The organism is Pseudomonas sp. E1MeOHC2 (assembly GCF_058745025.1).
On the sequence record NZ_CP196675.1, the window covers coordinates 3,628,554 to 3,652,745 of the forward strand.

20 protein-coding genes are annotated in these 24,192 nt (G+C 61.6%); all 20 read left to right on the top strand.

The genetic code is table 11. The features are described from left to right. The first annotated feature begins 56 nt into the window (after positions 1–56). The 20 genes from tsf to eno all read left to right on the top strand — a co-directional run bounded on the left by tsf (position 57) and on the right by eno (position 24,086). Positions 57–920 (top strand): translation elongation factor Ts, encoded by an 864-nt coding sequence (gene tsf / locus ACSSU5_RS16400; protein ID WP_264309987.1) that lies wholly within the window; start codon positions 57–59, stop codon positions 918–920. A gap of 177 nt (positions 921–1,097) precedes the next feature. Further along, entirely contained in the window at positions 1,098–1,841 is a 744-nt protein-coding gene (gene pyrH, locus ACSSU5_RS16405; protein WP_016392310.1) for a UMP kinase, read from the top strand. After that, positions 1,838–2,395 (top strand): ribosome recycling factor, encoded by a 558-nt coding sequence (gene frr, locus ACSSU5_RS16410; protein WP_264309986.1) that lies wholly within the window; start codon positions 1,838–1,840, stop codon positions 2,393–2,395. Before pyrH ends, frr begins: the two co-directional genes overlap by 4 nt. A gap of 15 nt (positions 2,396–2,410) precedes the next feature. Continuing rightward, complete coding sequence (gene uppS / locus ACSSU5_RS16415; protein WP_027595795.1) at positions 2,411–3,166, top strand: polyprenyl diphosphate synthase; 756 nt, start codon at positions 2,411–2,413, stop codon at positions 3,164–3,166. After that, positions 3,166–3,981 (top strand): phosphatidate cytidylyltransferase, encoded by an 816-nt coding sequence (locus ACSSU5_RS16420; RefSeq protein WP_264309985.1) that lies wholly within the window; start codon positions 3,166–3,168, stop codon positions 3,979–3,981. Before uppS ends, ACSSU5_RS16420 begins: the two co-directional genes overlap by 1 nt. Further along, entirely contained in the window at positions 3,978–5,168 is a 1,191-nt protein-coding gene (gene ispC, locus ACSSU5_RS16425) for a 1-deoxy-D-xylulose-5-phosphate reductoisomerase (RefSeq protein ID WP_264309984.1), read from the top strand. The genes ACSSU5_RS16420 and ispC overlap by 4 nt, the downstream gene beginning before the upstream one ends. A 60-nt stretch (positions 5,169–5,228) precedes the next feature. Further along, complete coding sequence (gene rseP, locus ACSSU5_RS16430; protein WP_492559297.1) at positions 5,229–6,581, top strand: RIP metalloprotease RseP; 1,353 nt, start codon at positions 5,229–5,231, stop codon at positions 6,579–6,581. 74 nt (positions 6,582–6,655) lie between these two features. Continuing rightward, a complete protein-coding gene (bamA, locus tag ACSSU5_RS16435; RefSeq protein WP_264309982.1) occupies positions 6,656–9,004 on the top strand; it encodes an outer membrane protein assembly factor BamA in 2,349 nt (782 codons plus the stop codon). Positions 9,005–9,048: 44 nt separating this feature from the next. Further along, positions 9,049–9,552 carry an OmpH/Skp family outer membrane protein gene (locus ACSSU5_RS16440; RefSeq protein WP_027595800.1) on the top strand — a complete coding sequence of 168 codons (504 nt, stop codon included), beginning with the start codon at positions 9,049–9,051 and terminating at the stop codon, positions 9,550–9,552. Position 9,553: 1 nt separating this feature from the next. Continuing rightward, positions 9,554–10,609 (top strand): UDP-3-O-(3-hydroxymyristoyl)glucosamine N-acyltransferase, encoded by a 1,056-nt coding sequence (lpxD, locus tag ACSSU5_RS16445; RefSeq protein ID WP_264309981.1) that lies wholly within the window; start codon positions 9,554–9,556, stop codon positions 10,607–10,609. A 112-nt stretch (positions 10,610–10,721) separates the two neighbouring features. Further along, on the top strand, positions 10,722–11,162 hold the full coding sequence (fabZ, locus tag ACSSU5_RS16450) for a 3-hydroxyacyl-ACP dehydratase FabZ (protein WP_008094893.1): 441 nt from the start codon (positions 10,722–10,724) through the stop codon (positions 11,160–11,162). Then, entirely contained in the window at positions 11,159–11,935 is a 777-nt protein-coding gene (gene lpxA / locus ACSSU5_RS16455; RefSeq protein ID WP_264309980.1) for an acyl-ACP--UDP-N-acetylglucosamine O-acyltransferase, read from the top strand. The genes fabZ and lpxA overlap by 4 nt, the downstream gene beginning before the upstream one ends. Position 11,936: 1 nt before the next feature. Further along, entirely contained in the window at positions 11,937–13,064 is a 1,128-nt protein-coding gene (lpxB, locus tag ACSSU5_RS16460) for a lipid-A-disaccharide synthase (protein ID WP_264309979.1), read from the top strand. Between the two features lies 1 nt (position 13,065). Continuing rightward, positions 13,066–13,689 (top strand): ribonuclease HII, encoded by a 624-nt coding sequence (gene rnhB / locus ACSSU5_RS16465; RefSeq protein ID WP_264309978.1) that lies wholly within the window; start codon positions 13,066–13,068, stop codon positions 13,687–13,689. 187 nt (positions 13,690–13,876) lie between these two features. Then, positions 13,877–17,401: a DNA polymerase III subunit alpha gene (gene dnaE, locus ACSSU5_RS16470; protein WP_492559298.1), complete on the top strand. Its 3,525-nt coding sequence runs from the start codon at positions 13,877–13,879 to the stop codon at positions 17,399–17,401. A 105-nt stretch (positions 17,402–17,506) separates the two neighbouring features. Then, on the top strand, positions 17,507–18,454 hold the full coding sequence (locus tag ACSSU5_RS16475; protein ID WP_492559299.1) for an acetyl-CoA carboxylase carboxyltransferase subunit alpha: 948 nt from the start codon (positions 17,507–17,509) through the stop codon (positions 18,452–18,454). Between the two features lie 158 nt (positions 18,455–18,612). Then, a complete protein-coding gene (tilS, locus tag ACSSU5_RS16480; RefSeq protein WP_492559300.1) occupies positions 18,613–19,896 on the top strand; it encodes a tRNA lysidine(34) synthetase TilS in 1,284 nt (427 codons plus the stop codon). Positions 19,897–20,165: 269 nt separating this feature from the next. Then, a complete protein-coding gene (pyrG, locus tag ACSSU5_RS16485; protein ID WP_264309974.1) occupies positions 20,166–21,794 on the top strand; it encodes a CTP synthase in 1,629 nt (542 codons plus the stop codon). A 3-nt stretch (positions 21,795–21,797) separates the two neighbouring features. Further along, positions 21,798–22,643, top strand: coding sequence for a 3-deoxy-8-phosphooctulonate synthase (gene kdsA / locus ACSSU5_RS16490; protein ID WP_264309973.1), 846 nt, complete (start codon positions 21,798–21,800; stop codon positions 22,641–22,643). A gap of 153 nt (positions 22,644–22,796) precedes the next feature. After that, complete coding sequence (gene eno, locus ACSSU5_RS16495; RefSeq protein ID WP_264309972.1) at positions 22,797–24,086, top strand: phosphopyruvate hydratase; 1,290 nt, start codon at positions 22,797–22,799, stop codon at positions 24,084–24,086. Positions 24,087–24,192: the final 106 nt, after the last annotated feature.

Here is a 24,192-nt window from a genome sequence, read left to right on the forward strand (position 1 = left end):
GAACGCCCGTGACGAGCGGGTGGAATGGTTGAAAAACTTTCCAAGAGGATTTTGAAATGGCAGCAATTACTGCAGCGCTGGTCAAAGAACTGCGCGAGCGTACCGGCGAAGGCATGATGGATTGCAAAAAGGCCCTGGAAAAGGCCGGCGGCGACATCGAAAAAGCCATTGACGACATGCGTGCCTCGGGCGCCATCAAGGCCGCCAAAAAGGCTGGCAACGTCGCTGCTGAAGGCGCTATCGCCGTCAAGACCGACGGCAAAACCGCCGTCCTGCTGGAAGTCAACTCGCAGACCGACTTCCTGGCCCTGCAAGACGACTTCAAGAACTTCGTAGCCGAAAGCCTGGAAGAAGCCTTCGCTCAGAAGCTGACCGACGCAGCCCCGCTGATCGCTTCGCGCGAAACTGCTCGTGAAGCCCTGGTCGCCAAGTGCGGCGAAAACGTCAACATCCGCCGCCTGGCGCGCGTTGAAGGTGACGTTGTTGGTGCTTACCTGCACGGCAACAAGATCGGTGCCGTTGTTGTCCTGAAAGGCGGCGACGTCGAGCTGGCCAAGAACATCGCCATGCACGTTGCAGCTTCGAACCCGGAGTTCCTGGATGCATCGGAAATCTCCGCCGAGGCCATCGAGCGCGAGAAGAATGTCTTCCTGCAACTGAACGCCGACAAGATCGCCGGCAAGCCGGAAAACATCGTTGAGAACATGATCAACGGCCGTATCACCAAGTTCAAGGCCGAAGCCTCGCTGAAAGAGCAAGCCTTCGTCATGAACCCGGAAGTCAAGGTTGGCGAGCTGGCCAAGAAAGCCGGTGCTGAAATCGTTTCCTTCACCTACTTCAAGGTCGGCGAAGGCATCGAGAAGCCAGTCGACAACTTCGCTGAAGAAGTTGCCGCTCAGGTAGCTGCTGCCAAGCAGTAAGACAGACACGTCTGTCGCCCCAAAGAGGCTGCCCGCTCACGCGCGCAGCCTCTTTGTCAAAGCGGGAGCGGTTTTCGAAGCCGTTACTCGCTGACGCAGTCGCTGCGTCACGTTAGAGTTACACGCAGGCTCAAGCAGCCCGCCAGAATTTTACAAACGCCGCAGGAGAGATTCGCAATGGCTCAGCAGGGCAGTGGTTATCAGGCTCGCTATAAACGCATTCTACTCAAACTTAGCGGCGAGGCCCTGATGGGCTCGGAAGAGTTCGGGATCGACCCCAAGGTCCTGGATCGCATGGCGCTGGAAGTCGGCCAACTGGTCGGCATCGGTGTTCAGGTCGGTTTGGTGATCGGCGGTGGCAACCTGTTCCGTGGTGCGGCGCTCAGTGCAGCCGGCATGGACCGCGTCACCGGTGACCACATGGGCATGCTGGCGACCGTAATGAATGCCCTGGCCATGCGCGATGCGCTGGAGCGGGCGAACATTACCGCCATTGTCATGTCGGCCATCTCCATGGTTGGCGTGACCGATCACTATGATCGCCGCAAAGCCATGCGCCACCTGAATGCTAAAGAAGTCGTAATCTTCGCTGCCGGTACCGGCAACCCGTTCTTCACCACCGATTCCGCCGCTTGCCTGCGCGCCATCGAAATCGATGCCGACGTGGTATTGAAGGCAACCAAGGTCGATGGTGTATACACTGCAGATCCATTCAAGGACCCGCATGCCGAGAAGTTCGATCATCTGACCTACGATGAAGTGCTGGATCGCAAGCTGGGAGTGATGGACCTGACGGCAATCTGTCTGTGCCGCGACCACAAGATGCCGCTGCGCGTCTTCAACATGAACAAGCCCGGCGCCCTGCTGAACATCGTGCATGGCGGCGCGGAAGGAACTCTGATCGAGGAAGTTCAAAAATGATCAACGCTATCAAGAAAGATGCCCAGGATCGCATGGGTAAGTCCATCGAGGCGCTGGGTCGCCACCTGGCTGCCATCCGCACCGGTCGTGCCCACCCGAGCATCCTGGACAGCGTCAAGGTCTCTGCCTGGGGTAGCGACATGCCGCTGAACCAGGTAGCCGCGATTACTGTCGAGGACGCGCGTACCCTGAAGATCGTTGCGCACGACAAGAACCTCAGCGCAGCCATCGAGAAGGCCATCCTGACCTCTGATCTGGGCCTGAACCCGTCCAGCGCCGGTACCACCATCCGTGTACCGATGCCTGCCCTGACCGAGGAAACCCGCAAGGGTTACACCAAGCAGGCCAGCGGCGTTGCCGAAGATGCCAAGGTTGCCGTGCGTAACGTGCGCCGTGACGCGCTCGCCGACCTCAAGAAGCTGACCAAGGACAAGGAAATCAGCGAAGACGAAGAACGTCGCGCCGCTGACGAAATCCAGAAGCTGACCGACAAGTTCGTCGCCGAAATCGACGCTGCGTTCAAGGCCAAGGAAAAGGACCTGTTGGCCGTCTAAGGCCGAGGTTTTTTAATGGAAAAGACCAAGCCAGCGGCGCCGTCCTCGGTGCCGCGACACGTCGCGATCATCATGGATGGCAACAACCGCTGGGCGAAGAAGCGCCTGCTGCCCGGCGTTGCCGGGCACAAGGCTGGCGTCGATGCCGTTCGCGCGGTTATCGAAGTCTGCGCCGAATCCGGGGTCGAGGTACTGACCCTGTTCGCCTTCTCCAGCGAGAACTGGCAGCGCCCCGCCGAAGAGGTCGGTGCGCTGATGGAACTGTTCTTCTCGGCCCTGCGCCGTGAGGCGCGTCGCCTCAACGAGAACAACATCAGTTTGCGCATCATCGGCGATCGTTCACGTTTCCATCCCGAGCTGCAGGCTGCCATGCGTGAGGCCGAAGCGCTGACCGCCGGCAATAACCGCTTCATCCTGCAGATCGCGGCCAACTACGGTGGCCAGTGGGATATCGCCCAGGCTGCCCAGCGCCTGGCGCGGGAAGTACAGGCAGGCCATCTGCGTCCGGACGATATTACGCCGGGGCTGCTGCAAACGTGCCTGTCCACCGGCGAGTTGCCGTTGCCGGACCTGTGCATCCGCACCGGTGGCGAGCGGCGCATCAGCAATTTCCTGCTGTGGCAGCTGGCCTACGCCGAGCTGTATTTCTCCGACCTGTACTGGCCGGACTTCAAACACGAGGCCATGCGCAATGCCCTGGCCGATTTCGCTTCGCGCCAGCGCCGCTTCGGTAAGACCAGCGAGCAGGTCGAGGCTGGAGCTCGTGCTTAATGCTTAAACAACGCATCATTACTGCGCTGATCCTGCTGCCGGTCGCGCTGGGTGGCTTTTTCCTGCTCAACGGTGGGGATTTCGCCCTGTTCATCGGCTTCGTGGTCACCCTCGGCGCCTGGGAGTGGGCGCGCCTGGCTGGGTTGATGACCCAGCCACTGCGCATTGCCTACGCCGCGGTCGTCGCCGGAGCGCTGATGCTGCTGCACCTGATGCCCGACCTGGCACCCTGGGTGCTCGGTGCATCGGTGATCTGGTGGGGGCTTGCCACCTGGCTGGTGCTGACCTATCCGCGCAGCAGTGAACTGTGGGCCAGTGCGGCCTGCCGCTTGCTGATCGGCCTGCTGGTATTGCTGCCAGCGTGGCAGGGGCTGGTGCTGCTCAAGCACTGGCCGCTGGGCAACTGGCTGATTCTGTCGGTCATGGTGCTGGTATGGGCTGCCGACATCGGTGCCTACTTCTCCGGGCGTGCCTTCGGCAAGCGCAAGCTGGCCCCGCAGGTCAGTCCGGGCAAGAGTTGGGAGGGCGTCTACGGCGGCCTGGCTGTCAGCCTGATCATCACGCTGGCGGTCGGTATCAGTCGCGAGTGGGGCTTCGGTCAGATTCTGCTGGGCCTGCTGGGCGCCGCGTTGGTGGTGATGGCCTCGGTGATCGGTGACCTGACCGAAAGCATGTTCAAGCGCCGTTCCGGCATCAAGGACAGCAGCAACCTGCTGCCCGGCCATGGTGGTGTGCTTGACCGCATCGACAGCCTGACCGCAGCCATCCCGCTCTTTGCGGTGCTGTTGTGGGCTGCCGAATGGGGTGTGATGTGAGTGCGGTCCAGCGCATTACCGTGCTGGGTGCCACGGGCTCCATTGGCCTGAGCACGCTGGATGTGATTGCACGTCACCCTGAGCGTTATTCGGTATTCGCCCTGAGCGGTTACTCGCGCATCGATGAGCTGCTGGCGCTGTGCGTCCAGCATCGCCCCGAGTACGCGGTAGTGCCAAACGCCGAAGGGGCTGCGCGCTTGCGCGAAGGCCTGGCGGCAGCCGCTTGCGCCACTCAGGTGCTGGAAGGTGAGGCGGGGCTTTGCCAGGTTGCCGCAGCGCCCGAGGTGGATGCGGTGATGGCTGCTATCGTTGGTGCGGCAGGGTTGCGCCCGACCTTGGCTGCCGTCGAGGCGGGCAAGAAGGTGCTGCTGGCCAATAAAGAGGCGCTGGTGATGTCCGGCGCGCTGTTCATGGAGGCTGTGCGGCGCAGCGGTGCGGTGCTGCTGCCGATCGACAGCGAGCACAATGCGATCTTCCAGTGCCTGCCCGGCGACTATGCCCGTGGCCTGAGCCAGGTAGGGGTGCGCCGCATCCTGCTGACGGCATCGGGTGGCCCGTTTCGCGAAACACCGTCCGCAGCGCTGGCCGATGTCACCCCGGAGCAGGCGTGCGCGCACCCCAACTGGTCCATGGGGCGCAAGATCTCCGTGGATTCGGCAAGCATGATGAACAAGGGCCTTGAGTTGATCGAGGCCTGCTGGTTGTTCGATGCCTCGCCCGCCAAGGTCGAGGTGGTGGTGCACCCGCAGAGCGTGATCCATTCGTTGGTGGACTACGTGGACGGTTCGGTGCTTGCCCAGCTGGGTAACCCGGACATGCGTACGCCTATCGCCAATGCCCTGGCCTGGCCGGAGCGCATTGATTCCGGGGTTGCTCCGCTGGACCTGTTCGCCATCGCGCGCCTGGATTTCCAGGCACCCGACGAACAGCGCTTCCCGTGTCTGCGCCTGGCGCGCGAGGCTGCCGAGGCTGGCAACAGCGCGCCCGCCGTGCTCAACGCGGCCAACGAAGTGGCGGTCGAGGCATTTCTCCAGCGGCGTATCCGCTTCCCGGAGATCGCGGGTATGATCGAACAGGTGCTCGATCAGGAGCCTGTAGTGCCACTGGCGTCGCTGGATGCGGTATTTGCCGCCGACCAGCGTGCCCGGGAGCTGTCCCGTGAGTGGTTGAGGCGTCACGGCCGTTGATGCAGGCCTGCCAGGGCTTGTGCGAAAAGTCGTTCTGCTGAACGTCATCTGGAGAAAGATATGACTGCGCTCTACATGATTGTCGGCACCCTGGTGGCCTTGGGTGTTCTGGTCACGTTTCACGAATTCGGCCACTTCTGGGTAGCCCGCCGTTGCGGCGTCAAGGTGCTGCGTTTTTCGGTGGGTTTCGGCACGCCGTTGTTGCGTTGGCATGACCGCCATGGCACCGAGTTCGTGATCGCAGCGCTCCCGCTGGGCGGCTACGTCAAGATGCTCGATGAGCGCGAAGGCGATGTACCGCCAGCGCTGCTTGATCAGTCGTTCACCCGCAAGACCGTGCGTCAGCGCATCGCCATCGTCGCTGCCGGCCCGATTGCCAACTTCTTGCTGGCCATCGTGTTCTTCTGGCTGCTGGCCATGCTCGGCACCCAGCAGATCCGCCCGGTCATCGGTGGGGTCGAAGCGGGCAGTCTGGCAGCCTCGGCCGGCCTGACCGCAGGTCAGGAAATTGTTTCCATCGATGGCAAACCGACCAGCGGTTGGTCAGCAGTCAACCTGCAACTGGTTCGCCGCCTGGGCGAGAGCGGCACGCTGCAGGTGGGCGTGCGCGACGACGGCGCCAGCGCCGAGCACCAGTTGCAGATCAAGCTGGACCGCTGGCTGAAAAACGCCGATGAGCCGGACCCTATCCAGTCCCTGGGCTTGCGCCCATGGCGGCCGGTGATCACCCCGGTACTGGCCGAGATTGATTCGAAAGGGCCGGCCGCCGCTGCCGGCCTCAAGACGGGCGACAAGCTGCTGGCCCTTGACGGTGTGTCTGTGACCGACTGGCAGCAGGTGGTCGACACCGTGCGTGCCCATCCGCAAACCAAGGTCGTGGTACGTGTCGAGCGCGATGGTGCTGCGCTGGATGTGCCGGTAACCCTGGCCCGCAAGGGTGAGGGCAAGGCTGCGGGCGGTTACCTGGGTGCAGGGGTAAAAGGTGGCGAATGGCCTGCCAACATGCTCCGCGAAGTCAGCTTTGGCCCGCTGGAAGCGGTGGGCGAGGCCTTGTCGCGCACCTGGAACATGAGCGTCCTGACCCTCGAGTCGCTGAAGAAAATGCTGTTCGGAGAGCTCTCGGTAAAAAACTTGAGCGGACCGATAACCATTGCTAAAGTGGCGGGCGCTTCAGCCCAGTCCGGCGTGGGGGATTTCCTGAATTTCCTGGCCTACCTGAGCATTAGCCTGGGGGTTCTTAACCTGCTGCCCATTCCAGTACTGGATGGGGGGCATTTGCTGTTTTACCTGGTCGAGTGGGCGCGCGGTCGTCCGCTCTCGGATCGGGTGCAAGGTTGGGGGGTCCAGATCGGTATCAGTTTGGTCATAGGGGTGATGTTGCTCGCCCTGATCAACGATCTGGGTCGACTTTAAAAGCTTCGCTCAATTGCGAACCTGCCGTCTTTTCGCGGCGGGTTGTTTATTGCCAGTTGGAATAAAAGGACTTCATGAAACGTCTGCTGCTAACTGCGGTCCTCTCCGCACTGATGATCGCTGAAGTTCACGCCGAGTCCTTCACCATCTCCGATATTCGTGTCAACGGCCTGCAGCGGGTATCCGCTGGCAGCGTCTTCGGTGCCTTGCCCCTGAACGTGGGTGACCAGGCCGACGATCGGCGCCTCGTGGATTCGACCCGTTCCCTGTTCAAGACTGGCTTCTTCCAGGACATCCAGCTCAACCGCGATGGCAATGTCCTGATCATCAACGTGGTCGAGCGCCCGTCGGTGTCGAGCATCGAGATCGAAGGCAACAAGGCGATCAGCACCGAAGACCTGATGAAAGGCCTGAAGCAGTCGGGCCTGGCCGAAGGTGAAATTTTCCAGCGCGCCACCCTCGAAGGTGTGCGTAACGAGCTGCAGCGCCAGTACGTGGCCCAGGGCCGCTACTCGGCCGAGGTTGACGCTGAAGTCGTGCCGCAGCCGCGCAACCGCGTCGCGCTGAAAATCAAGATCAACGAAGGCACCGTCGCCGCCATCCAGCACATCAACGTGGTGGGCAACAACGTCTTCGACGACGAAGAGCTGTCGCAGCTGTTCGAGCTGAAAACCACCAACTGGCTGTCGTTCTTCAAGAACGACGACAAGTACGCCCGTGAAAAACTCTCCGGTGACCTGGAGCGTCTGCGTTCCTACTACCTGGACCGCGGCTACATCAACATGGATATCGCCTCCACCCAGGTATCCATCACGCCGGACAAGAAGCACGTCTACATCACCGTCAACATCAACGAAGGCGAGAAGTACACTGTCCGTGACGTGAAGCTCTCCGGCGACCTCAAGGTACCGGAAGACCAGGTCAAGTCGCTGCTGCTGGTGCAGCCGGGCCAGGTATTCTCGCGCAAGGTGATGACCACCACGTCCGAGCTGATCACCCGTCGTCTGGGTAACGAAGGCTATACCTTCGCCAACGTCAACGGCGTGCCACAGCCGAACGACCAGGATCACACCGTCGATATCATGTTCGTGGTCGACCCGGGCAAGCGTGCCTACGTCAACCGCATCAACTATCGCGGCAACACCAAGACCGAAGACGAAGTGCTGCGTCGCGAGATGCGTCAGATGGAAGGCGGCTGGGCTTCGACCTACCTGATCGACCAGTCCAAGACCCGTCTGGAGCGTCTGGGCTTCTTCAAGGAAGTCAACGTCGAGACCCCACCGGTGCCAGGCACCGATGACCAGGTCGACGTCAACTACAGCGTCGAGGAGCAAGCCTCCGGTTCGATCACCGCCAGCGTCGGTTTCGCCCAGAGCGCCGGTCTGATCCTCGGTGGCTCGATCAGCCAGAGCAACTTCCTGGGTACCGGTAACAAGGTCTCCATCGGCCTGACCCGCTCCGAATACCAGACCCGATACAACTTCGGCTTCGTGGACCCCTACTTCACCGCCGACGGCGTCAGCCTGGGCTACAACGCCTTCTACCGTAGCACCGACTATGACGACCTCGATGTCGACGTTGCCAGCTATGCGGTCGACAGCCTTGGTGCCGGTGTCAGCCTTGGTTACCCGATCAGCGAAACCTCGCGCCTGACCTATGGCCTGAGCGTTCAGCAGGACAAGATCAAGACCGGTAAATACACCGTCGACGAGATCTTCAACTTCCTGAAAGATGAGGGCGACAACTTCCTGAACTTCAAGGCGTCCATCGGCTGGTCCGAATCGACCTTGAACAAAGGCGTACTGGCAACCCGTGGTCACTCCCAGAGCCTGACCCTTGAGTCGACCATTCCAGGCAGCGACTTGTCGTTCTACAAGCTCGACTACCGTGGCCAGCTGTTCAAGCCAATCAATAACGACTACACCCTGCGCCTGCACACCGAACTGGGCTATGGTGATGGTTTCGGTGGCACTTCCGGCCTGCCGTTCTACGAGAACTACTACGCGGGTGGCTTCAACTCTGTCCGTGGTTTCAAGGACAGCAGCCTGGGCCCGCGCAGCACGCCGAGTCAGGGCACTAACCCGGGTACCATCCGCGACCCGGACCAGGATCCGCTGCCGTTCGGTGGCAACGTGTTGGTCCAAGGTGGTGTCGAATTGCTGTTCCCGCTGCCGTTCGTCAAGGACCAGCGTTCGCTGCGCACTTCCGTGTTCTGGGACGTGGGTAACGTGTTTGACACCAATTGTGGCAGCAAACCCGATTGCGAGAAGGTCGGTTTCTCGGGCATGGCCAGCTCGGTGGGTCTGGGTGTGACCTGGATCACTGCGCTGGGCCCACTGAGCTTCAGCCTGGCAATGCCGATCAAGAAGCCGGACGACGCCGATACCCAGGTGTTCCAATTCTCTCTGGGCCAGACCTTCTAAGGTCGGCCCTTGCATAACGACAACGGTTTATCCAGGAGTGCATCGTGCGTAAGTTGACTCAACTGGCCATCTTGGCCGCGGCGCTGGTCGCCACCCCGGCTTTCGCCGAAATGAAGGTTGCCGTCCTGAACTATCAGATGGCCCTGCTTGAATCGGATGCCGCCAAGAAGTACGCGGTCGATGCCGAGAAGAAGTTCGGCCCGCAACTGACCAAGCTCAAGAGCCTGGAAAGCAGCGCCAAGGGCATCCAGGACCGCCTGATCAAGGGCGGCGACAAGATGCAGCAGCAGGAGCGTGAGCGCCTGGAGCTCGAATTCAAGCAAAAGGCCCGCGACTTCCAGTTCCAGTCCAAGGAACTCAACGAAGCCAAGGCCGTTGCTGACCGCGACATGCTCAAGCAGCTCAAGCCGAAGCTGGATGGCGCTGTCGAGGAAGTGATCAAGAAGGGCGGTTTCGACCTGGTTCTCGAGCGTGGCGCGGTCATCGATGTCAAACCTCAGTACGACATCACCCGCCAAGTTATCGAGCGTATGAACCAAGCCCGTTGATATGACCTTGACCATGACGCTTGGCCAGCTGGCCGAAGCCCTCGGTGCCACCCTCAAGGGGCCCGAGACGCTGAAAATTACCGGACTGGCCACCTTGCAGGAGGCCGGGCCCGGTCAATTGAGCTTCCTCGCCAACCCGCAGTACCGCAAATTCCTGGATAACAGCCAGGCGGCAGCGGTGCTGCTCAAGGCGGCGGATGCCGAAGGCTTTGCGGGCAACGCACTGATCGTCGCTGATCCGTACTTGGCCTATGCACGCATTTCCCACCTGTTCGATCCCAAGCCCAAGGCTGTGGCGGGAATTCATCCCAGCGCCGTAGTGGCTGAAGATGCACAAGTGGATGCCAGTGCGAGCATCGGCCCGTTCGTCGTCATCGAAAGTGGTGCGCAGATTGCTGCCAACGTCAGCATCGGTGCCCACTGCGTTGTCGGTGCCCGCTGCGTCATCGGTGAGGGTGGCTGGCTGGCGCCACGGGTCACCCTGTACCATGACGTGACCATCGGCAAGCGTGTCGTCATCCAGTCGGGTGCGGTGATCGGTGGCGAGGGCTTCGGCTTCGCCAACGAGAAGGGCATTTGGCGCAAGATCGCCCAGATCGGCGGTGTGACCATCGGCGATGATGTGGAAATCGGCGTCAACACGGCAGTGGACCGTGGTGCGCTGTCGGACACGCGTATTGCCGACGGGGTCAAACTCGACAACCAGATCCAGATCGCCCATAACGTCCAGATCGGTGAGCACACCGCCATGGCTGCCTGTGTCGGTATTTCCGGCAGCACGCGCATTGGCAAGCATTGCACCATCGCGGGCGGTGTCGGCATGGTCGGTCATATTGATGTCTGTGATAACGTTTTCGTGTCCGGGATGACCATGGTGACCCGATCGATCACCGAACCGGGTGCCTATTCTTCCGGCACAGCCATGCAGCCGTTGGCTGATTGGCGCAAGAGCGCCGCGCGTATCCGCCACCTGGACGACATCGCCAAGCGTCTCCAGCAGGTGGAAAAGCGCATCGATACCGTGACCTCAGGCGGCCAGCCGGCATCAGAAGGCTGATACCATTCCCTGAGCAAGAGTGAACAGACGCTAGCTGGCTCTCTTTGGACTGCAAAAGGAGCGCGTGGTCAGCACCTGCGCTCCCTATTCTTATTACAGGCTTCCCCCCGAAATGATGGACATCAACGAGATTCGCGAATACCTGCCTCACCGTTACCCGTTCCTGCTGGTGGATCGCGTGACGGATCTGGACTTCGAGGCCCAGAGCATTCGTGCCTACAAGAATGTCAGCATCAACGAGCCGTTCTTCAATGGCCATTTCCCGGCCCACCCGATCATGCCGGGCGTTCTGATCATCGAGGCCATGGCCCAGGCGGCCGGTATCCTCGGTTTCAAGATGCTCGATGCCAAGCCGGCTGATGGCACCCTGTACTACTTTGTCGGTTCCGACAAACTGCGTTTCCGTCAGCCGGTATTGCCGGGTGACCAGCTTGTGCTGGAAGCTAAGTTCCTCAGCCGCAAGAGCATGATCTGGAAATTCGAATGCCGCGCCCTGGTCGACGGCAAACCGGTCTGCTCGGCACAGATCACTTGCGCGGAACGCTCCCTATGAATTCGATTGATCCTCGGGCCATCATCGACCCCTCGGCCAAGCTGGCCGAGGGCGTCGAGGTCGGCCCGTGGTCGATCGTTGGCCCCGACGTCGAAGTCGGGGAGGGCACCATCATTGGCCCGCATGTGGTGCTCAAAGGGCCGACCCGTATCGGCAAGCACAACCGCATCTACCAGTTTTCCTCGATTGGCGAAGATACCCCTGACCTCAAGTACAAGGGGGAACCGACCCGTCTGGTGATCGGCGATCACAACGTGATCCGCGAAGGCGTGACCATTCACCGCGGGACCGTTCAGGACCGTGCCGAAACCACCCTCGGCGATCACAACCTGATCATGGCCTACGCGCACATCGGTCACGACAGTGTCATCGGCAATCATTGCATTCTGGTGAACAACACCGCGCTGGCCGGGCATGTTCACGTGGGCGACTGGGCGATTCTGTCCGGGTACACCCTGGTGCACCAGTACTGCCACATCGGTGCTCATGCGTTTTCTGGCATGGGTACGGCGATCGGCAAGGATGTGCCTGCCTTCGTCACGGTGTTTGGCAGCCCGGCCGAAGCCCGTAGCATGAACTTCGAAGGCATGCGCCGCCGAGGGTTCAGCGACGAGGTCATTCATATCCTGCGTCGTTGCTACAAGATCGTCTACCGTCAGGGCCTGACCGTCGAAGACGCGATCAAGGCGTTGGACGAACTGGCAGCCCAACACCCTGAGGTCGATTTGTTCCGTCAGTCGATCCTGAATTCCGCACGCGGCATCACGCGCTGACATGGCCCAGCTTTGCGTAGCCCTGGTCGCGGGTGAGGCCAGCGGCGATATTCTCGGTTCCGGCTTGATGCGCGCCCTCAAGGCGCGCCATCCCGACGTACGTTTCATCGGCGTTGGCGGCCCCTTGATGGAAGCCGAAGGCCTGCAATCCTATTTCCCCATGGAACGTCTGGCCGTCATGGGCCTGGTCGAGGTGCTGGGGCGCCTGCGTGAGCTGCTCAAGCGCCGCAAGCTGCTGATCCAGACCCTGATCGCCGAAAAACCCGACGTGTTCATCGGCATCGATGCCCCTGATTTCACCCTCAATATCGAATTGAAGCTGCGTCAGGCCGGCATCAAGACCGTGCACTACGTCAGCCCATCCGTGTGGGCCTGGCGGCAGAAGCGCGTGCTGAAGATCCGCGAAGGTTGCGACCTGATGCTGACGCTGCTGCCTTTCGAGGCGCGGTTCTACGAAGAGCAGGGCGTACCGGTGCGGTTCGTCGGCCATCCGCTGGCGGACACCATCCCCCTTGAGGCGGATCGACAAGCGGCGCGCAGTGCGCTTGGCCTGGGTCAAGGCCCGGTGGTGGCGCTGATGCCAGGAAGCCGTGGCGGTGAGGTTGGGCGCCTGGGGGCGCTGTTCCTCGATGCCGCCGAGCGTTTGCGCGAGCGGGTGCCCGGTGTGCGCTTCGTGCTGCCTTGTGCCAATGCCACGCGACGCGCCCAGCTCGAGCAGATGCTCGAAGGGCGCGAGCTGCCGCTGACGCTGCTCGATGGCCAGTCGCACCAGGCCCTGGCGGCCTGCGATGCAGTACTGATTGCTTCGGGTACCGCCACCTTGGAAGCACTGCTGTACAAGCGGCCCATGGTGGTGGCCTACCGCCTGGCCCCGTTGACCTACTGGATTCTCAAGCGTCTGGTGAAAAGCCCTTACGTGTCGCTGCCCAACCTGCTGGCCCAGCGCGAGCTGGTGCCCGAGCTGCTGCAGGATGACGCCACCAGCGAAGCCTTGGCGCAGACCTTGGCCCCCTTGGTGGCCGATGGCAGCCAGCAGACCGAACGTTTCGACGAGATTCACCGCACCCTGCGCCGGGATGCTTCCAACCAGGCCGCCGAGGCGGTACTGGCCTTGCTCAAGGACCGCTGACATGCAAATAGGACTGGATTTCAACCTGGTCGAAGACCTGGTCGCCGGTGTCGATGAAGTCGGCCGTGGCCCGCTGTGCGGCGCGGTGGTCACTGCTGCGGTGATCCTCGACCCGGCACGGCCGATCCTGGGCCTCAACGATTCGAAGAAACTCACCGAAGCCAAGCGCGAAGCGCTGTTCGACGAAATCTGCGAGAAGGCGCTGAGCTTTTGCATTGCCCGCGCCGAGGTCGAGGAAATCGACCGCCTGAACATTCTTCAGGCCACCATGCTGGCCATGCAGCGTGCGGTTGAGGGTTTGCATGTCACGCCCAAGCTTGCCCTGATCGATGGCAACCGTTGCCCCAAGCTGGCGGTACCTGCGGCGCCGGTGATCAAGGGTGATAGCCAGGTACCGGCCATTGCGGCGGCATCGATCCTGGCCAAGGTGACGCGTGATCGGGAGATGAGCGCGTTCGAGCTGATCTATCCAGGCTACGGCATGGGTGGGCACAAGGGCTACCCGACGCCGGTGCACCTTGAAGCCCTGGCACGGCTTGGGCCTACGCCCATTCATCGGCGCTCCTTTGCGCCTGTGCGGGCGGCTTGGGAGGCCCGTGAGGGCGTTGTTGACTCCTTGATTTAGCCTAATTGGGCCGCTGTGCGGCCCATTCGCGGGGCAAGCCCGCTCCCACAGGTCTGACACAGTATTCAAGCTGGGCACAGAACCTGTGGGAGTGGGCTTGCCCCGCGAATGGGCTGCACAGCAGCCCCAAAATCCCCTCGCTTTTACGCTACAATCCCGCCCTTGTCGTTCTGCTACAGGATCATCCATGTCGGTTCCCTTCGTTCACCTTCGCGTGCACTCCGAATTCTCGCTGGTCGACGGTCTGGTGCGGATCAAGCCGCTGGCCAAGGCGTTGGCGGGGATGAACATGCCGGCGGTGGCGATCACCGACCAGAGCAACATGTGCTCGCTGGTGAAGTTCTACAAGACCGCCATGGGTGCCGGCATCAAGCCGATCTGTGGTGCCGACTTGTGGCTGGCCGGGGCCGACCCGGAAGCACCGTTGTCGCGCATCTGCTTCCTGGCGATGAACCCCAAGGGGTATCGCAACCTCACCGAGCTGATTTCGCGTGGCTGGGTCGAAGGCCAGCGTAACGGCCTGGTGATTCTGCAGCGTGAATGGATCGCCCCTGCCAGCGAAGGCCTAATCGCGTTGTCCGCAGGCAAGGAAGGCGACATCGGCGCGGCGCTGCTGGGCGGCAGGATGGAGGAGGCCGAAGCCCTGCTGCGCGACTGGCTGGGCATGTTCCCCGAGCGCTTTTACGTAGAAGTGCAGCGCACCAACCGTGCCCGCGACGAAGAATACGTGCACGCCGCCGTGGCCCTGGCCGACAAGGTCGGCGCGCCGCTGGTGGCGACCAACGATGTGCGCTTCATCAAGCAGTCCGACTACGACGCCCACGAAACCCGTGTCTGCATCGGCGAAGGCTGGACCCTGGATGACCCGCGTCGCCCGCGTAACTACAGCGACCAGCAATACCTCAAGAGCTCGGACGAAATGGCCGAGCTGTTCAGCGACGTGCCCGACGCCATCGCCAACACCGTCGAGATTGCCAAGCGCTGCAACATTCAAGTGCAACTGGGCAAGCACTTCCTGCCTGACTTTCCGACGCCCAATGGCATGGGCATCGACGATTACCTGCGCCATGTCTCCCATGAAGGCCTGGAAGAGCGCCTGGCGGTGCTCTGGCCCAAGGAGACCACCCCGGACTATGAAGAGAAGCGCCAGACCTACCTGGACCGCCTGAAGTTCGAGCTGGACATCATCATCCAGATGGGCTTCCCCGGCTACTTCCTGATCGTTATGGACTTCATCAAGTGGGCCAAGAACAACGGTGTGCCGGTAGGCCCAGGCCGAGGCTCGGGTGCTGGTTCCCTGGTGGCCTACGTGCTGAAGATCACCGACCTCGATCCGCTGGCCTACGACCTGCTGTTCGAGCGCTTCCTCAACCCTGAACGTGTATCCATGCCCGACTTCGACGTCGACTTCTGCATGGATGGCCGTGACCGGGTCATCGAATACGTGGCCGATGCCTACGGGCGTAACGCGGTCAGCCAGATCATCACCTTCGGCACCATGGCTGCCAAGGCGGTGGTGCGTGACGTGGCGCGGGTGCAGGGCAAGTCCTACGGCCTGGCCGACCGTCTGTCGAAGATGATTCCCTTCGAAGTCGGCATGACCCTGGAAAAGGCGTACGAGCAGGAAGAAATCCTGCGCGACTTCCTCAAGGGCGACGAAGATGGCCGCGAGATCTGGGACATGGCCCTCAAGCTCGAGGGTGTCACGCGGGGTACCGGCAAGCACGCCGGTGGCGTGGTAATCGCGCCGACCAAACTGACTGACTTCTCGCCGATCGCCTGTGACGAAGAGGGCGGCGGCCTGGTAACCCAGTTCGACAAGGACGATGTCGAGGCCGCCGGGCTGGTCAAGTTCGACTTCCTCGGCCTGCGCACGCTGACCATCATCAAATGGGCGATGGAGACGATCAACCGTGAGCAGGCCAAGCAGGACCTGCCGGACCTGAACATCGACTTCATTCCGCTGGATGACCGCAAGACCTACGAGTTGCTACAAAAAGCCGAGACCACGGCGGTGTTCCAGCTCGAATCGCGCGGCATGAAGGAGCTGATCAAAAAGCTCAAGCCGGACTGCCTGGAAGACCTCATCGCACTGGTGGCGCTGTTCCGCCCAGGCCCGTTGCAGTCGGGCATGGTGGACGACTTCATCAACCGCAAGCACGGCCGCGCCGAGCTGGCCTATCCGCACCCCGACTACCAGTATGACGGCCTGCAGCCGGTACTGGCGCCCACCTACGGCATCATCTTGTATCAAGAGCAGGTGATGCAGATTGCCCAGGTCATGGCCGGCTATACCCTGGGTGGTGCCGACATGCTGCGTCGCGCCATGGGTAAGAAAAAACCCGAAGAGATGGCCAAGCAGCGTGGCGGTTTCATCGAAGGGTGTGCCAATAACGGCATCGATGGCGATCTTGCAGGCAACATCTTTGACCTGGTAGAGAAATTTGCCGGTTACGGCTTCAACAAATCTCACTCTGCCGCCTACGGTCTGGTGTCCTACCAGACTGCCTGGCTGAAAACCCACTACCCGGCGCCGTTCATGGCCGCGGTACTGTCGGCGGATATGCACAACACCGACAAGGTGGTGGTGCTGATCGAGGAAGTGCGCAGCATGAAGCTGCGCCTCGACGCGCCCGATGTGAACACCTCCGACTTCAAGTTCACCGTCAATGACGATGGCCGTATTGTCTATGGCTTGGGTGCGATCAAGGGCGTGGGCGAGGGGCCGGTGGAGGCCATCGTCGAAGTGCGTGCCCAGGGCGGCCCGTTCAAGGACTTGTTCGATTTCTGCGATCGCGTCGACCTCAAGCGCGTCAACAAGCGCACCCTCGATGCACTGATCCGCAGTGGTGCGCTGGACCGCCTCGGCCCGTATTTCCATGACGAAATCAAGGCGTACCAAGCCAACATCGACCGCAACCGTGCGACTTTGCTGGCGGCGCTGGAAGAGGCGATCAAGTCGGCAGAGCAGACCGCACGTACCGCCGACAGCGGCCATGTCGATCTGTTTGGCGGCTTGTTCGTCGAGGCAGACTCGGACGTCTATGCCAACCACCGCAAGGTCCGCGAGCTGACCCTCAAAGAGCGGCTCAAAGGCGAGAAAGACACGCTGGGCCTGTACCTGACCGGTCACCCGATCGACGAATACGAAAGCGAGATTCGCCGTTTTGCCCGTCAGCGCATCATCGACCTGAAGCCGTCCCGAGAGTCTCAGACGATCGCTGGCATGATCGTTGCGTTGCGGGTCATGAAGAACAAAAAGGGTGACAAGATGGGCTTCGTCACCCTCGATGACCGCTCCGGGCGTATCGAGGCTTCGCTGTTTGCCGACTCCTTCATGGCGGCTCAGTCACTGCTGCAGAACGATGCCATGGTGGTGGTCGAAGGTGAGGTCAGTAACGATGACTTCTCTGGTGGCCTGCGCCTGCGGGTCAAGCAGGTAATGACCATGGAGGATGCACGCACGCGCCTGGCCGAAAGCCTGCGCCTGAAAGTCGCCCATGACGCGCTCAAGGGCGACCGCCTGAACTGGCTGGGTGAGCTGATCACCCGTCACCGCGGCGGCTGCCCGATCACCCTGGAATACACCGGCAGTGACGCCAAGGCCATGCTGCAGTTTGCCGATGAGTGGTCGATCGACCCGGCCGACGGCCTGATTCAGGCGCTGCGTGACCAGTTCGGGCGTGAGAACGTCTTCCTGCAATATCGTTGAATCGACGAATTTTAATCTCGACCTGAATGCGCCCGATCCCTTAAGGTAGGGCGCCAAACGGATCAACCGGCCGGCCGCCTGGCCGTAGACCCAAGACGGATGCCTATGAACCCGAATTTCCTCGATTTCGAACAGCCGATTGCCGACCTGCAAGCCAAGATCGAAGGCCTGCGCCTGGTGGGTAACGACAACTCGCTGAACATCAGCGATGAAATTGCCCGTCTGCAAGACAAGAGCAATACCCTGACCGAAAGCATCTTCGGCAACCTGACCAGCTGGCAGATCGCCCGCCTGGCCCGTCACCCGCGTCGTCCTTACACCCTGGACTACCTGCAGCACATCTTCACCGAATTCGAAGAGCTGCACGGTGACCGTCACTTCTCCGACGACGCTGCGATCGTGGGCGGTACCGCCCGTCTGGATGGTAAGGCGGTCATGGTCATCGGCCACCAGAAGGGCCGTGAAGTGCGCGAGAAAGTACGCCGCAACTTTGGCATGCCGCGCCCTGAGGGCTACCGCAAGGCGTGCCGCCTGATGGAAATGGCCGAACGCTTCAAGATGCCGATCCTGACCTTCATCGACACCCCGGGTGCTTACCCAGGTATCGATGCCGAAGAGCGCAACCAGAGTGAGGCTATCGCCTGGAACCTGCGCGTAATGGCGCGCCTGAAAACGCCAATCATCGCCACCGTGATCGGTGAGGGTGGTTCTGGCGGTGCGCTGGCCATTGGTGTGTGCGATCAGCTGAACATGCTGCAGTACTCCACCTACTCGGTAATCTCGCCGGAAGGTTGCGCCTCGATCCTGTGGAAGACCGCCGACAAGGCTGCCGATGCTGCCGAGGCCATGGGCATCACGGCCGAGCGCCTGAAGAGCCTGAACATCGTCGACAAGGTCATCCCGGAGCCGCTGGGCGGCGCCCACCGCGACCCGGCCGCCATGGCTGAAAGCATCCGTGCCGACTTGGTGCAGCAGCTGGACATGCTGGGCAAGCTCGACAATGACGCGCTGTTGGCCCGTCGTTACGAGCGCCTGATGAGCTACGGCCTCTGATACACACCGGGGCCGCTTTGCGGCCCCTGTGGGAGCGGGCTCGCCCCGCGAAGAGGCCGGCTCTGGCAACGGAGTCGTATGGCAAGGGCTTCGCCCTTGTTCGCGGGGCAAGCCCGCTCCCACAGTGCCCCGGCGATTCCGAATCATGTGAGGCGCCCTTGATCAACCTCACCCCCTGGCTCCAAGCCCCTGCCTGGCACATCGCCTTCTCTGGCGGCCTGGACTCTACCGTCCTGCTGCACCTGCTGGCCGATTACGCCCGTACCCACCCCGCACCCCCGCTGCGCGCCATCCATATCCATCACGGCCTGCAGCCCGCCGCTGACGCCTGGCCATCCCATTGCCGGCACATCTGCGCCAACCTAGGCATCGAACTGCGTGTGATCCACGTCCAGGTCGCGCCCGGCGCCAGCCTCGAACAAGCTGCCCGCGATGCCCGTTACACGGCATTCAAGGAGGTGCTCGGCCCCGGTGAAGTACTCTTCACTGGCCAACACCGCGAAGACCAGGCCGAAACCTTGCTCTTCCGCCTGCTGCGCGGCGCCGGGTTGCGTGGCTTGGCCGCGATGCCGGTACAGCGTCCGCTGGGGCAGGGCTGCCTGGCCAGGCCGTTGCTGGCCACTGCGCAGCAACAGTTGCAAGCTTACGCCCAAGCCCAGGGCCTGACCTGGATCGAAGACCCCTCCAACCGCGACACCGCCTTTGCCCGTAACTATTTGCGCGGCGAAGTGTTCCCTGTGTTGCAGCAGCGCTGGCCGCAGGCCAGCCAGAACCTGGCCCGTTGCGCAGAGCACCTGGGCGAAGCACAGGGTTTGCTGGATGAGGTGGCTCAGGCCGATCTGGCCCTGGCCGAGGAGGGCGCTGCTGCGGCTTGGGTGGGGCTCGATTCCTTAGCGCTTGCGGTGCTCGCGGCGTTGTCACCCGCTCGTCAGCGCAATGCCCTGCAATACTGGCTCAGCCGCCGCACTCGGCTGCCGGATACGCGCCACTGGGCTGGCTGGGCCGACCTGCGCGATGCCGCAGCCGACGCGCAGCCGAGCTGGCGTCTGGCCGACGGCCGGTTGGTGCGCAGCAACGGCCGTATCTGGTGGCTGAGCGGTGACTGGCTGCAGACGCCGCAAGGTGAGTTCGCCTGGGCAGACTCGGCCTGCGAGCTGGCGTTACCGGGCAACGGCAGCGTTCGGTTGACTGCGCCCAAGCCCCTGGCGGGCCTGACTATTCGCTATCGCCAGGGTGGTGAAGTGCTTGAGTTTGCAGGGCGCGGCCGACGCGACCTCAAGCGCCTGCTCAACGAGCTGCAGGTGCCGCATTTCGTGCGTTCACGCCTGCCATTGCTGTACCAAGGCGAGCGTTTGCTGGCAGTGGCCAGTCTGCCCGAGCTCGGGCAGGCAAATTGCCAACTGCACTGGCAGCCTCCGACGAACGCGCAAGGTTTGAGCTGAAGGGTACATTCCGGTAGACTACCCTCCCTTCTTGATACAACTTCTGTGCGTTCCTCGGAAACACGGCAGTTGCCGATTACCACGCAGTTTTTTGCTGGGCTGATTCTGGAAATGACGAGCGAGCTCCATGCCGGGGATACCCCTGGTTTGTACAGACGCGGCAGTTTTTCGAGATGCACTGTGATTGACGCAGGTGATCGGGGGCTTCGGCCTTCCTTCGCTTTCTCCGGCGGCGCTGGCCGCCTTAACGCAGACTTCTAGGGTTTTTCATGACGCGCTACATATTCGTCACGGGCGGTGTTGTTTCTTCATTGGGGAAAGGCATTGCCTCGGCTTCCCTGGCGGCCATCCTGGAAGCGCGGGGACTCAAGGTCACCATGCTCAAGCTGGATCCGTACATCAACGTCGATCCTGGCACCATGAGTCCGTTCCAGCACGGTGAAGTCTTCGTCACCCATGACGGCGCCGAGACTGACCTTGACCTGGGCCACTACGAGCGGTTCATCCGCACGACCATGACCCAGAACAACAACTTCACCACCGGCCGTATCTACGAGCACGTGCTGCGCAAGGAGCGCCGTGGTGACTACCTGGGCGCGACCATCCAGGTCATCCCGCACATCACCGACGAGATCAAGCGTCGCATCATCAAGGGCGCCGGCGATGCCGACGTGGCCCTGGTTGAAATCGGCGGCACCGTCGGCGACATCGAGTCGCAGCCGTTCCTCGAGGCCATCCGCCAGTTGCGTTTCGAAGTTGGCGCCAAGCGCGCGATGCTGATGCACCTGACCCTGGTCCCATACATCGCCACCGCGGGCGAGACCAAGACCAAGCCAACCCAGCACTCGGTCAAGGAGCTGCGCTCCATCGGCCTGCAGCCTGACGTGCTGGTATGCCGCTCCGATCACCCGATCGACAGCTCGTCGCGCCGCAAGATCGCCCAGTTCACCAACGTTGAAGAGCGTGCGGTGATTGCGCTGGAAGACGCCGATACCATCTACAAGATCCCAGGCATCCTGCATGCTCAGGGCCTGGATGATTTCGTCACCGAGCGCTTCGGTTTGCAGTGCGATAGCGCCGACCTGTCCGAGTGGGACAAGGTCGTCGACGCTAAGCTCAACCCAGAGCACGAAGTGACCATCGCCATGGTCGGCAAGTACATGGAGCTGCTGGATGCGTACAAGTCGCTGATCGAAGCGATGAGCCACGCCGGCATCACCAACCGCACCAAGGTCAACCTGCGCTACATCGATTCCGAAGACATCGAGAACCAGGGCACCAGCCTGCTCGAAGGCGCCGATGCCATTCTGGTACCGGGCGGTTTCGGCCTGCGCGGCGTCGAAGGCAAGATCACCGCGGTGCAGTACGCCCGTGAGAACAAGGTGCCATACCTGGGTATCTGCCTGGGCATGCAGGTTGCCGTGATCGAATTCGCCCGTAACGTGATGGGCTGGAAAGACGCCAACTCCACCGAGTTCGACCGCAGCAGCGGCCACCCGGTCGTTGGCCTGATCACCGAGTGGGCGGATGCCACCGGTGCCGTCGAGACCCGTACCGAAGCTTCCGACCTGGGCGGTACCATGCGCCTGGGCGCACAGGACTGCCAGATCGTCTCGGGTTCCAAGGTTCACGACTGCTACGGCAAGGACGTGATCACCGAGCGTCACCGCCACCGTTACGAAGTGAACAACAACCTGCTGCCACAGATGCTCGACGCAGGCCTGGTGGTCTCCGGTCGTTCCGAAGACGGCGCGCTGGTAGAAGTGGTCGAGTCCAAGGACCACCCATGGTTCGTCGCCTGCCAGTTCCACCCGGAGTTCACCTCGACCCCGCGTGACGGCCACCCGCTGTTCAGTGGTTTCGTCAAGGCAGCCCTGGCTCAGAAGAACAAGGCCTGATCAATGACCCAGAAGATCATTCGCGTCGGTAACATCGAGATCGCCAACGACAAGCCGTTCGTCCTGTTCGGCGGCATGAACGTTCTGGAGTCCCGTGACCTGGCAATGAAGGTCTGCGAAGAGTACGTGCGGGTGACCGAGAAGCTCGGCATCCCGTACGTGTTCAAGGCCAGCTTCGACAAGGCTAACCGTTCGTCGGTGTCGTCCTACCGTGGCCCAGGCATGGAAGAGGGGCTGAAGATCTTCGAAGAGATCAAGCGTACCTTCAACGTGCCGGTGATCACCGATGTGCACGAGCCCTACCAGGCCGAGCCGGTGGCCAAGGTCTGCGACATCATCCAGTTGCCGGCCTTCCTGTCGCGCCAGACCGACCTGGTGGTGGCCATGGCCAAGACCGGCGCGGTGATCAACATCAAGAAGGCCCAGTTCCTCGCGCCCCAGGAAATGAAACACATCCTGGCCAAGTGCGAAGAGGCCGGTAACGATCAGTTGATCCTCTGCGAGCGTGGTTCGAGCTTCGGCTACAACAACCTGGTAGTGGACATGCTCGGCTTCGGCATCATGAAGCAGTTCGAGTACCCGGTATTCTTCGATGTGACCCACGCCCTGCAGATGCCGGGCGGTCGCTCGGACTCTGCCGGTGGCCGCCGCGCCCAGGTTACCGACCTGGCCAAGGCCGGCATGAGCCAGGGCCTGGCCGGTCTGTTCCTCGAGGCCCACCCCGATCCGGACAACGCCAAGTGCGATGGTCCATGCGCCCTGCGCCTGGACAAGCTGGAGCCGTTCCTGGCTCAGCTCAAGCAATTGGACGACCTGGTGAAAAGTTTTCCGACGGTAGAAACCGCGTAAAGCTCATTTCTCGGGTAAAGTACCGCCCGTTCTCTCCCTGACCGTTTGGTCAGGGAGTGCTTCATCAGGCCTGCCTGCTGCATACCCCGCCTGGTGAAGTGCAAGGATTTCCTAAGCTGCGTTGTTTTCGTCAATTCTGGAGTGCTTACAACAATGGCAAAAATCGTCGACATCAAAGGTCGTGAAGTTCTCGATTCGCGTGGCAACCCCACCGTGGAAGCCGATGTACTGCTCGACAACGGCATCATCGGTAGCGCTTGCGCGCCGTCCGGTGCTTCCACCGGCTCGCGCGAAGCGCTGGAGCTGCGTGATGGCGACAAGAGCCGTTACCTGGGCAAGGGCGTGCTCAAAGCCGTCGCCAACATCAACGGCCCGATCCGTGACCTGCTGCTGGGCAAGGATCCTTCTGACCAGAAGGCCCTGGACCATGCCATGATCGCCTTGGACGGTACCGAAAACAAAGCCAAGCTGGGTGCAAACGCCATCCTGGCCGTTTCCCTGGCTGCTGCCAAGGCCGCTGCCCAGGACCAGGACCTGCCGCTGTACGCGCACATCGCCAACCTGAACGGCACTCCGGGCCAGTACTCGATGCCGGTCCCGATGATGAACATCATCAACGGTGGCGAGCACGCCGACAATAACGTCGACATCCAGGAGTTCATGGTGCAGCCGGTTGGCGCCAAGACCTTCTCTGATGGCCTGCGCATGGGCACCGAAATCTTCCATCACCTGAAGGCTGTACTGAAGGCTCGCGGCCTGAACACTGCCGTGGGTGACGAAGGTGGCTTCGCGCCGAACCTGGCGTCCAACGAAGACGCGCTGGCCGCCATCGCCGAAGCTGTTGAAAAAGCCGGCTACAAGCTGGGCACCGACGTGACCCTGGCCCTGGACTGCGCGGCTTCCGAGTTCTATGAAGACGGCAAGTACAACCTGTCTGGCGAAGGCAAGTCGTTTGACGCCGAAGGCTTTGCCGAGTACCTGAAAGGCCTGACCGAGCGCTTCCCGATCATCTCGATCGAAGACGGCCTGGACGAGTCCGACTGGGCTGGCTGGAAGATCCTCACCGACAAGATCGGCGAGAAGGTGCAACTGGTCGGTGACGACCTGTTCGTGACCAACACCAAGATCCTCAAGGAAGGCATCGAGAAGGGCATCGGTAACTCGATCCTGATCAAGTTCAACCAGATCGGCTCGCTGACCGAAACCCTGGAAGCCATCCAGATGGCCAAGGCTGCCGGCTACACCGCGGTGATTTCGCACCGTTCCGGTGAAACCGAAGACTCGACCATCGCCGACCTGGCCGTGGGTACCGCTGCTGGCCAGATCAAGACCGGCTCGCTGTGCCGTTCCGACCGCGTATCCAAGTACAACCAACTGCTGCGCATCGAAGAGCAACTGGGTGCCAAGGCGGTTTACCGTGGCCGTACCGAGTTTCGCGGTTAAGCAAGAGATGGTAAAAAGACAGCAGCCGGAGCTGTCGGAACATTCGTACTGAATGTTCCTACACTTCCAACGGGTTTCTGTCGACGAAGCCTGGCCTCGGCCAGGC

Excerpts from the sequence above, each read along its gene's own strand:
- dnaE (WP_492559298.1), top strand. The coding sequence starts at position 13,877 with ATGTCGGTTCCCTTCGTTCACCTTCGCGTGCACTCCGAATTCTCGCTG.
- ACSSU5_RS16420 (WP_264309985.1), top strand. The coding sequence starts at position 3,166 with ATGCTTAAACAACGCATCATTACTGCGCTGATCCTGCTGCCGGTCGCG.
- lpxD (WP_264309981.1), top strand. The coding sequence starts at position 9,554 with ATGACCTTGACCATGACGCTTGGCCAGCTGGCCGAAGCCCTCGGTGCC.
- bamA (WP_264309982.1), top strand. The coding sequence starts at position 6,656 with ATGAAACGTCTGCTGCTAACTGCGGTCCTCTCCGCACTGATGATCGCT.
- lpxA (WP_264309980.1), top strand. The coding sequence starts at position 11,159 with ATGAATTCGATTGATCCTCGGGCCATCATCGACCCCTCGGCCAAGCTG.
- rnhB (WP_264309978.1), top strand. The coding sequence starts at position 13,066 with ATGCAAATAGGACTGGATTTCAACCTGGTCGAAGACCTGGTCGCCGGT.
- frr (WP_264309986.1), top strand. The coding sequence starts at position 1,838 with ATGATCAACGCTATCAAGAAAGATGCCCAGGATCGCATGGGTAAGTCC.
- eno (WP_264309972.1), top strand. The coding sequence starts at position 22,797 with ATGGCAAAAATCGTCGACATCAAAGGTCGTGAAGTTCTCGATTCGCGT.
- kdsA (WP_264309973.1), top strand. The coding sequence starts at position 21,798 with ATGACCCAGAAGATCATTCGCGTCGGTAACATCGAGATCGCCAACGAC.
- tsf (WP_264309987.1), top strand. The coding sequence starts at position 57 with ATGGCAGCAATTACTGCAGCGCTGGTCAAAGAACTGCGCGAGCGTACC.
- uppS (WP_027595795.1), top strand. The coding sequence starts at position 2,411 with ATGGAAAAGACCAAGCCAGCGGCGCCGTCCTCGGTGCCGCGACACGTC.
- lpxB (WP_264309979.1), top strand. The coding sequence starts at position 11,937 with ATGGCCCAGCTTTGCGTAGCCCTGGTCGCGGGTGAGGCCAGCGGCGAT.
- ACSSU5_RS16475 (WP_492559299.1), top strand. The coding sequence starts at position 17,507 with ATGAACCCGAATTTCCTCGATTTCGAACAGCCGATTGCCGACCTGCAA.
- pyrH (WP_016392310.1), top strand. The coding sequence starts at position 1,098 with ATGGCTCAGCAGGGCAGTGGTTATCAGGCTCGCTATAAACGCATTCTA.
- rseP (WP_492559297.1), top strand. The coding sequence starts at position 5,229 with ATGACTGCGCTCTACATGATTGTCGGCACCCTGGTGGCCTTGGGTGTT.
- pyrG (WP_264309974.1), top strand. The coding sequence starts at position 20,166 with ATGACGCGCTACATATTCGTCACGGGCGGTGTTGTTTCTTCATTGGGG.
- fabZ (WP_008094893.1), top strand. The coding sequence starts at position 10,722 with ATGATGGACATCAACGAGATTCGCGAATACCTGCCTCACCGTTACCCG.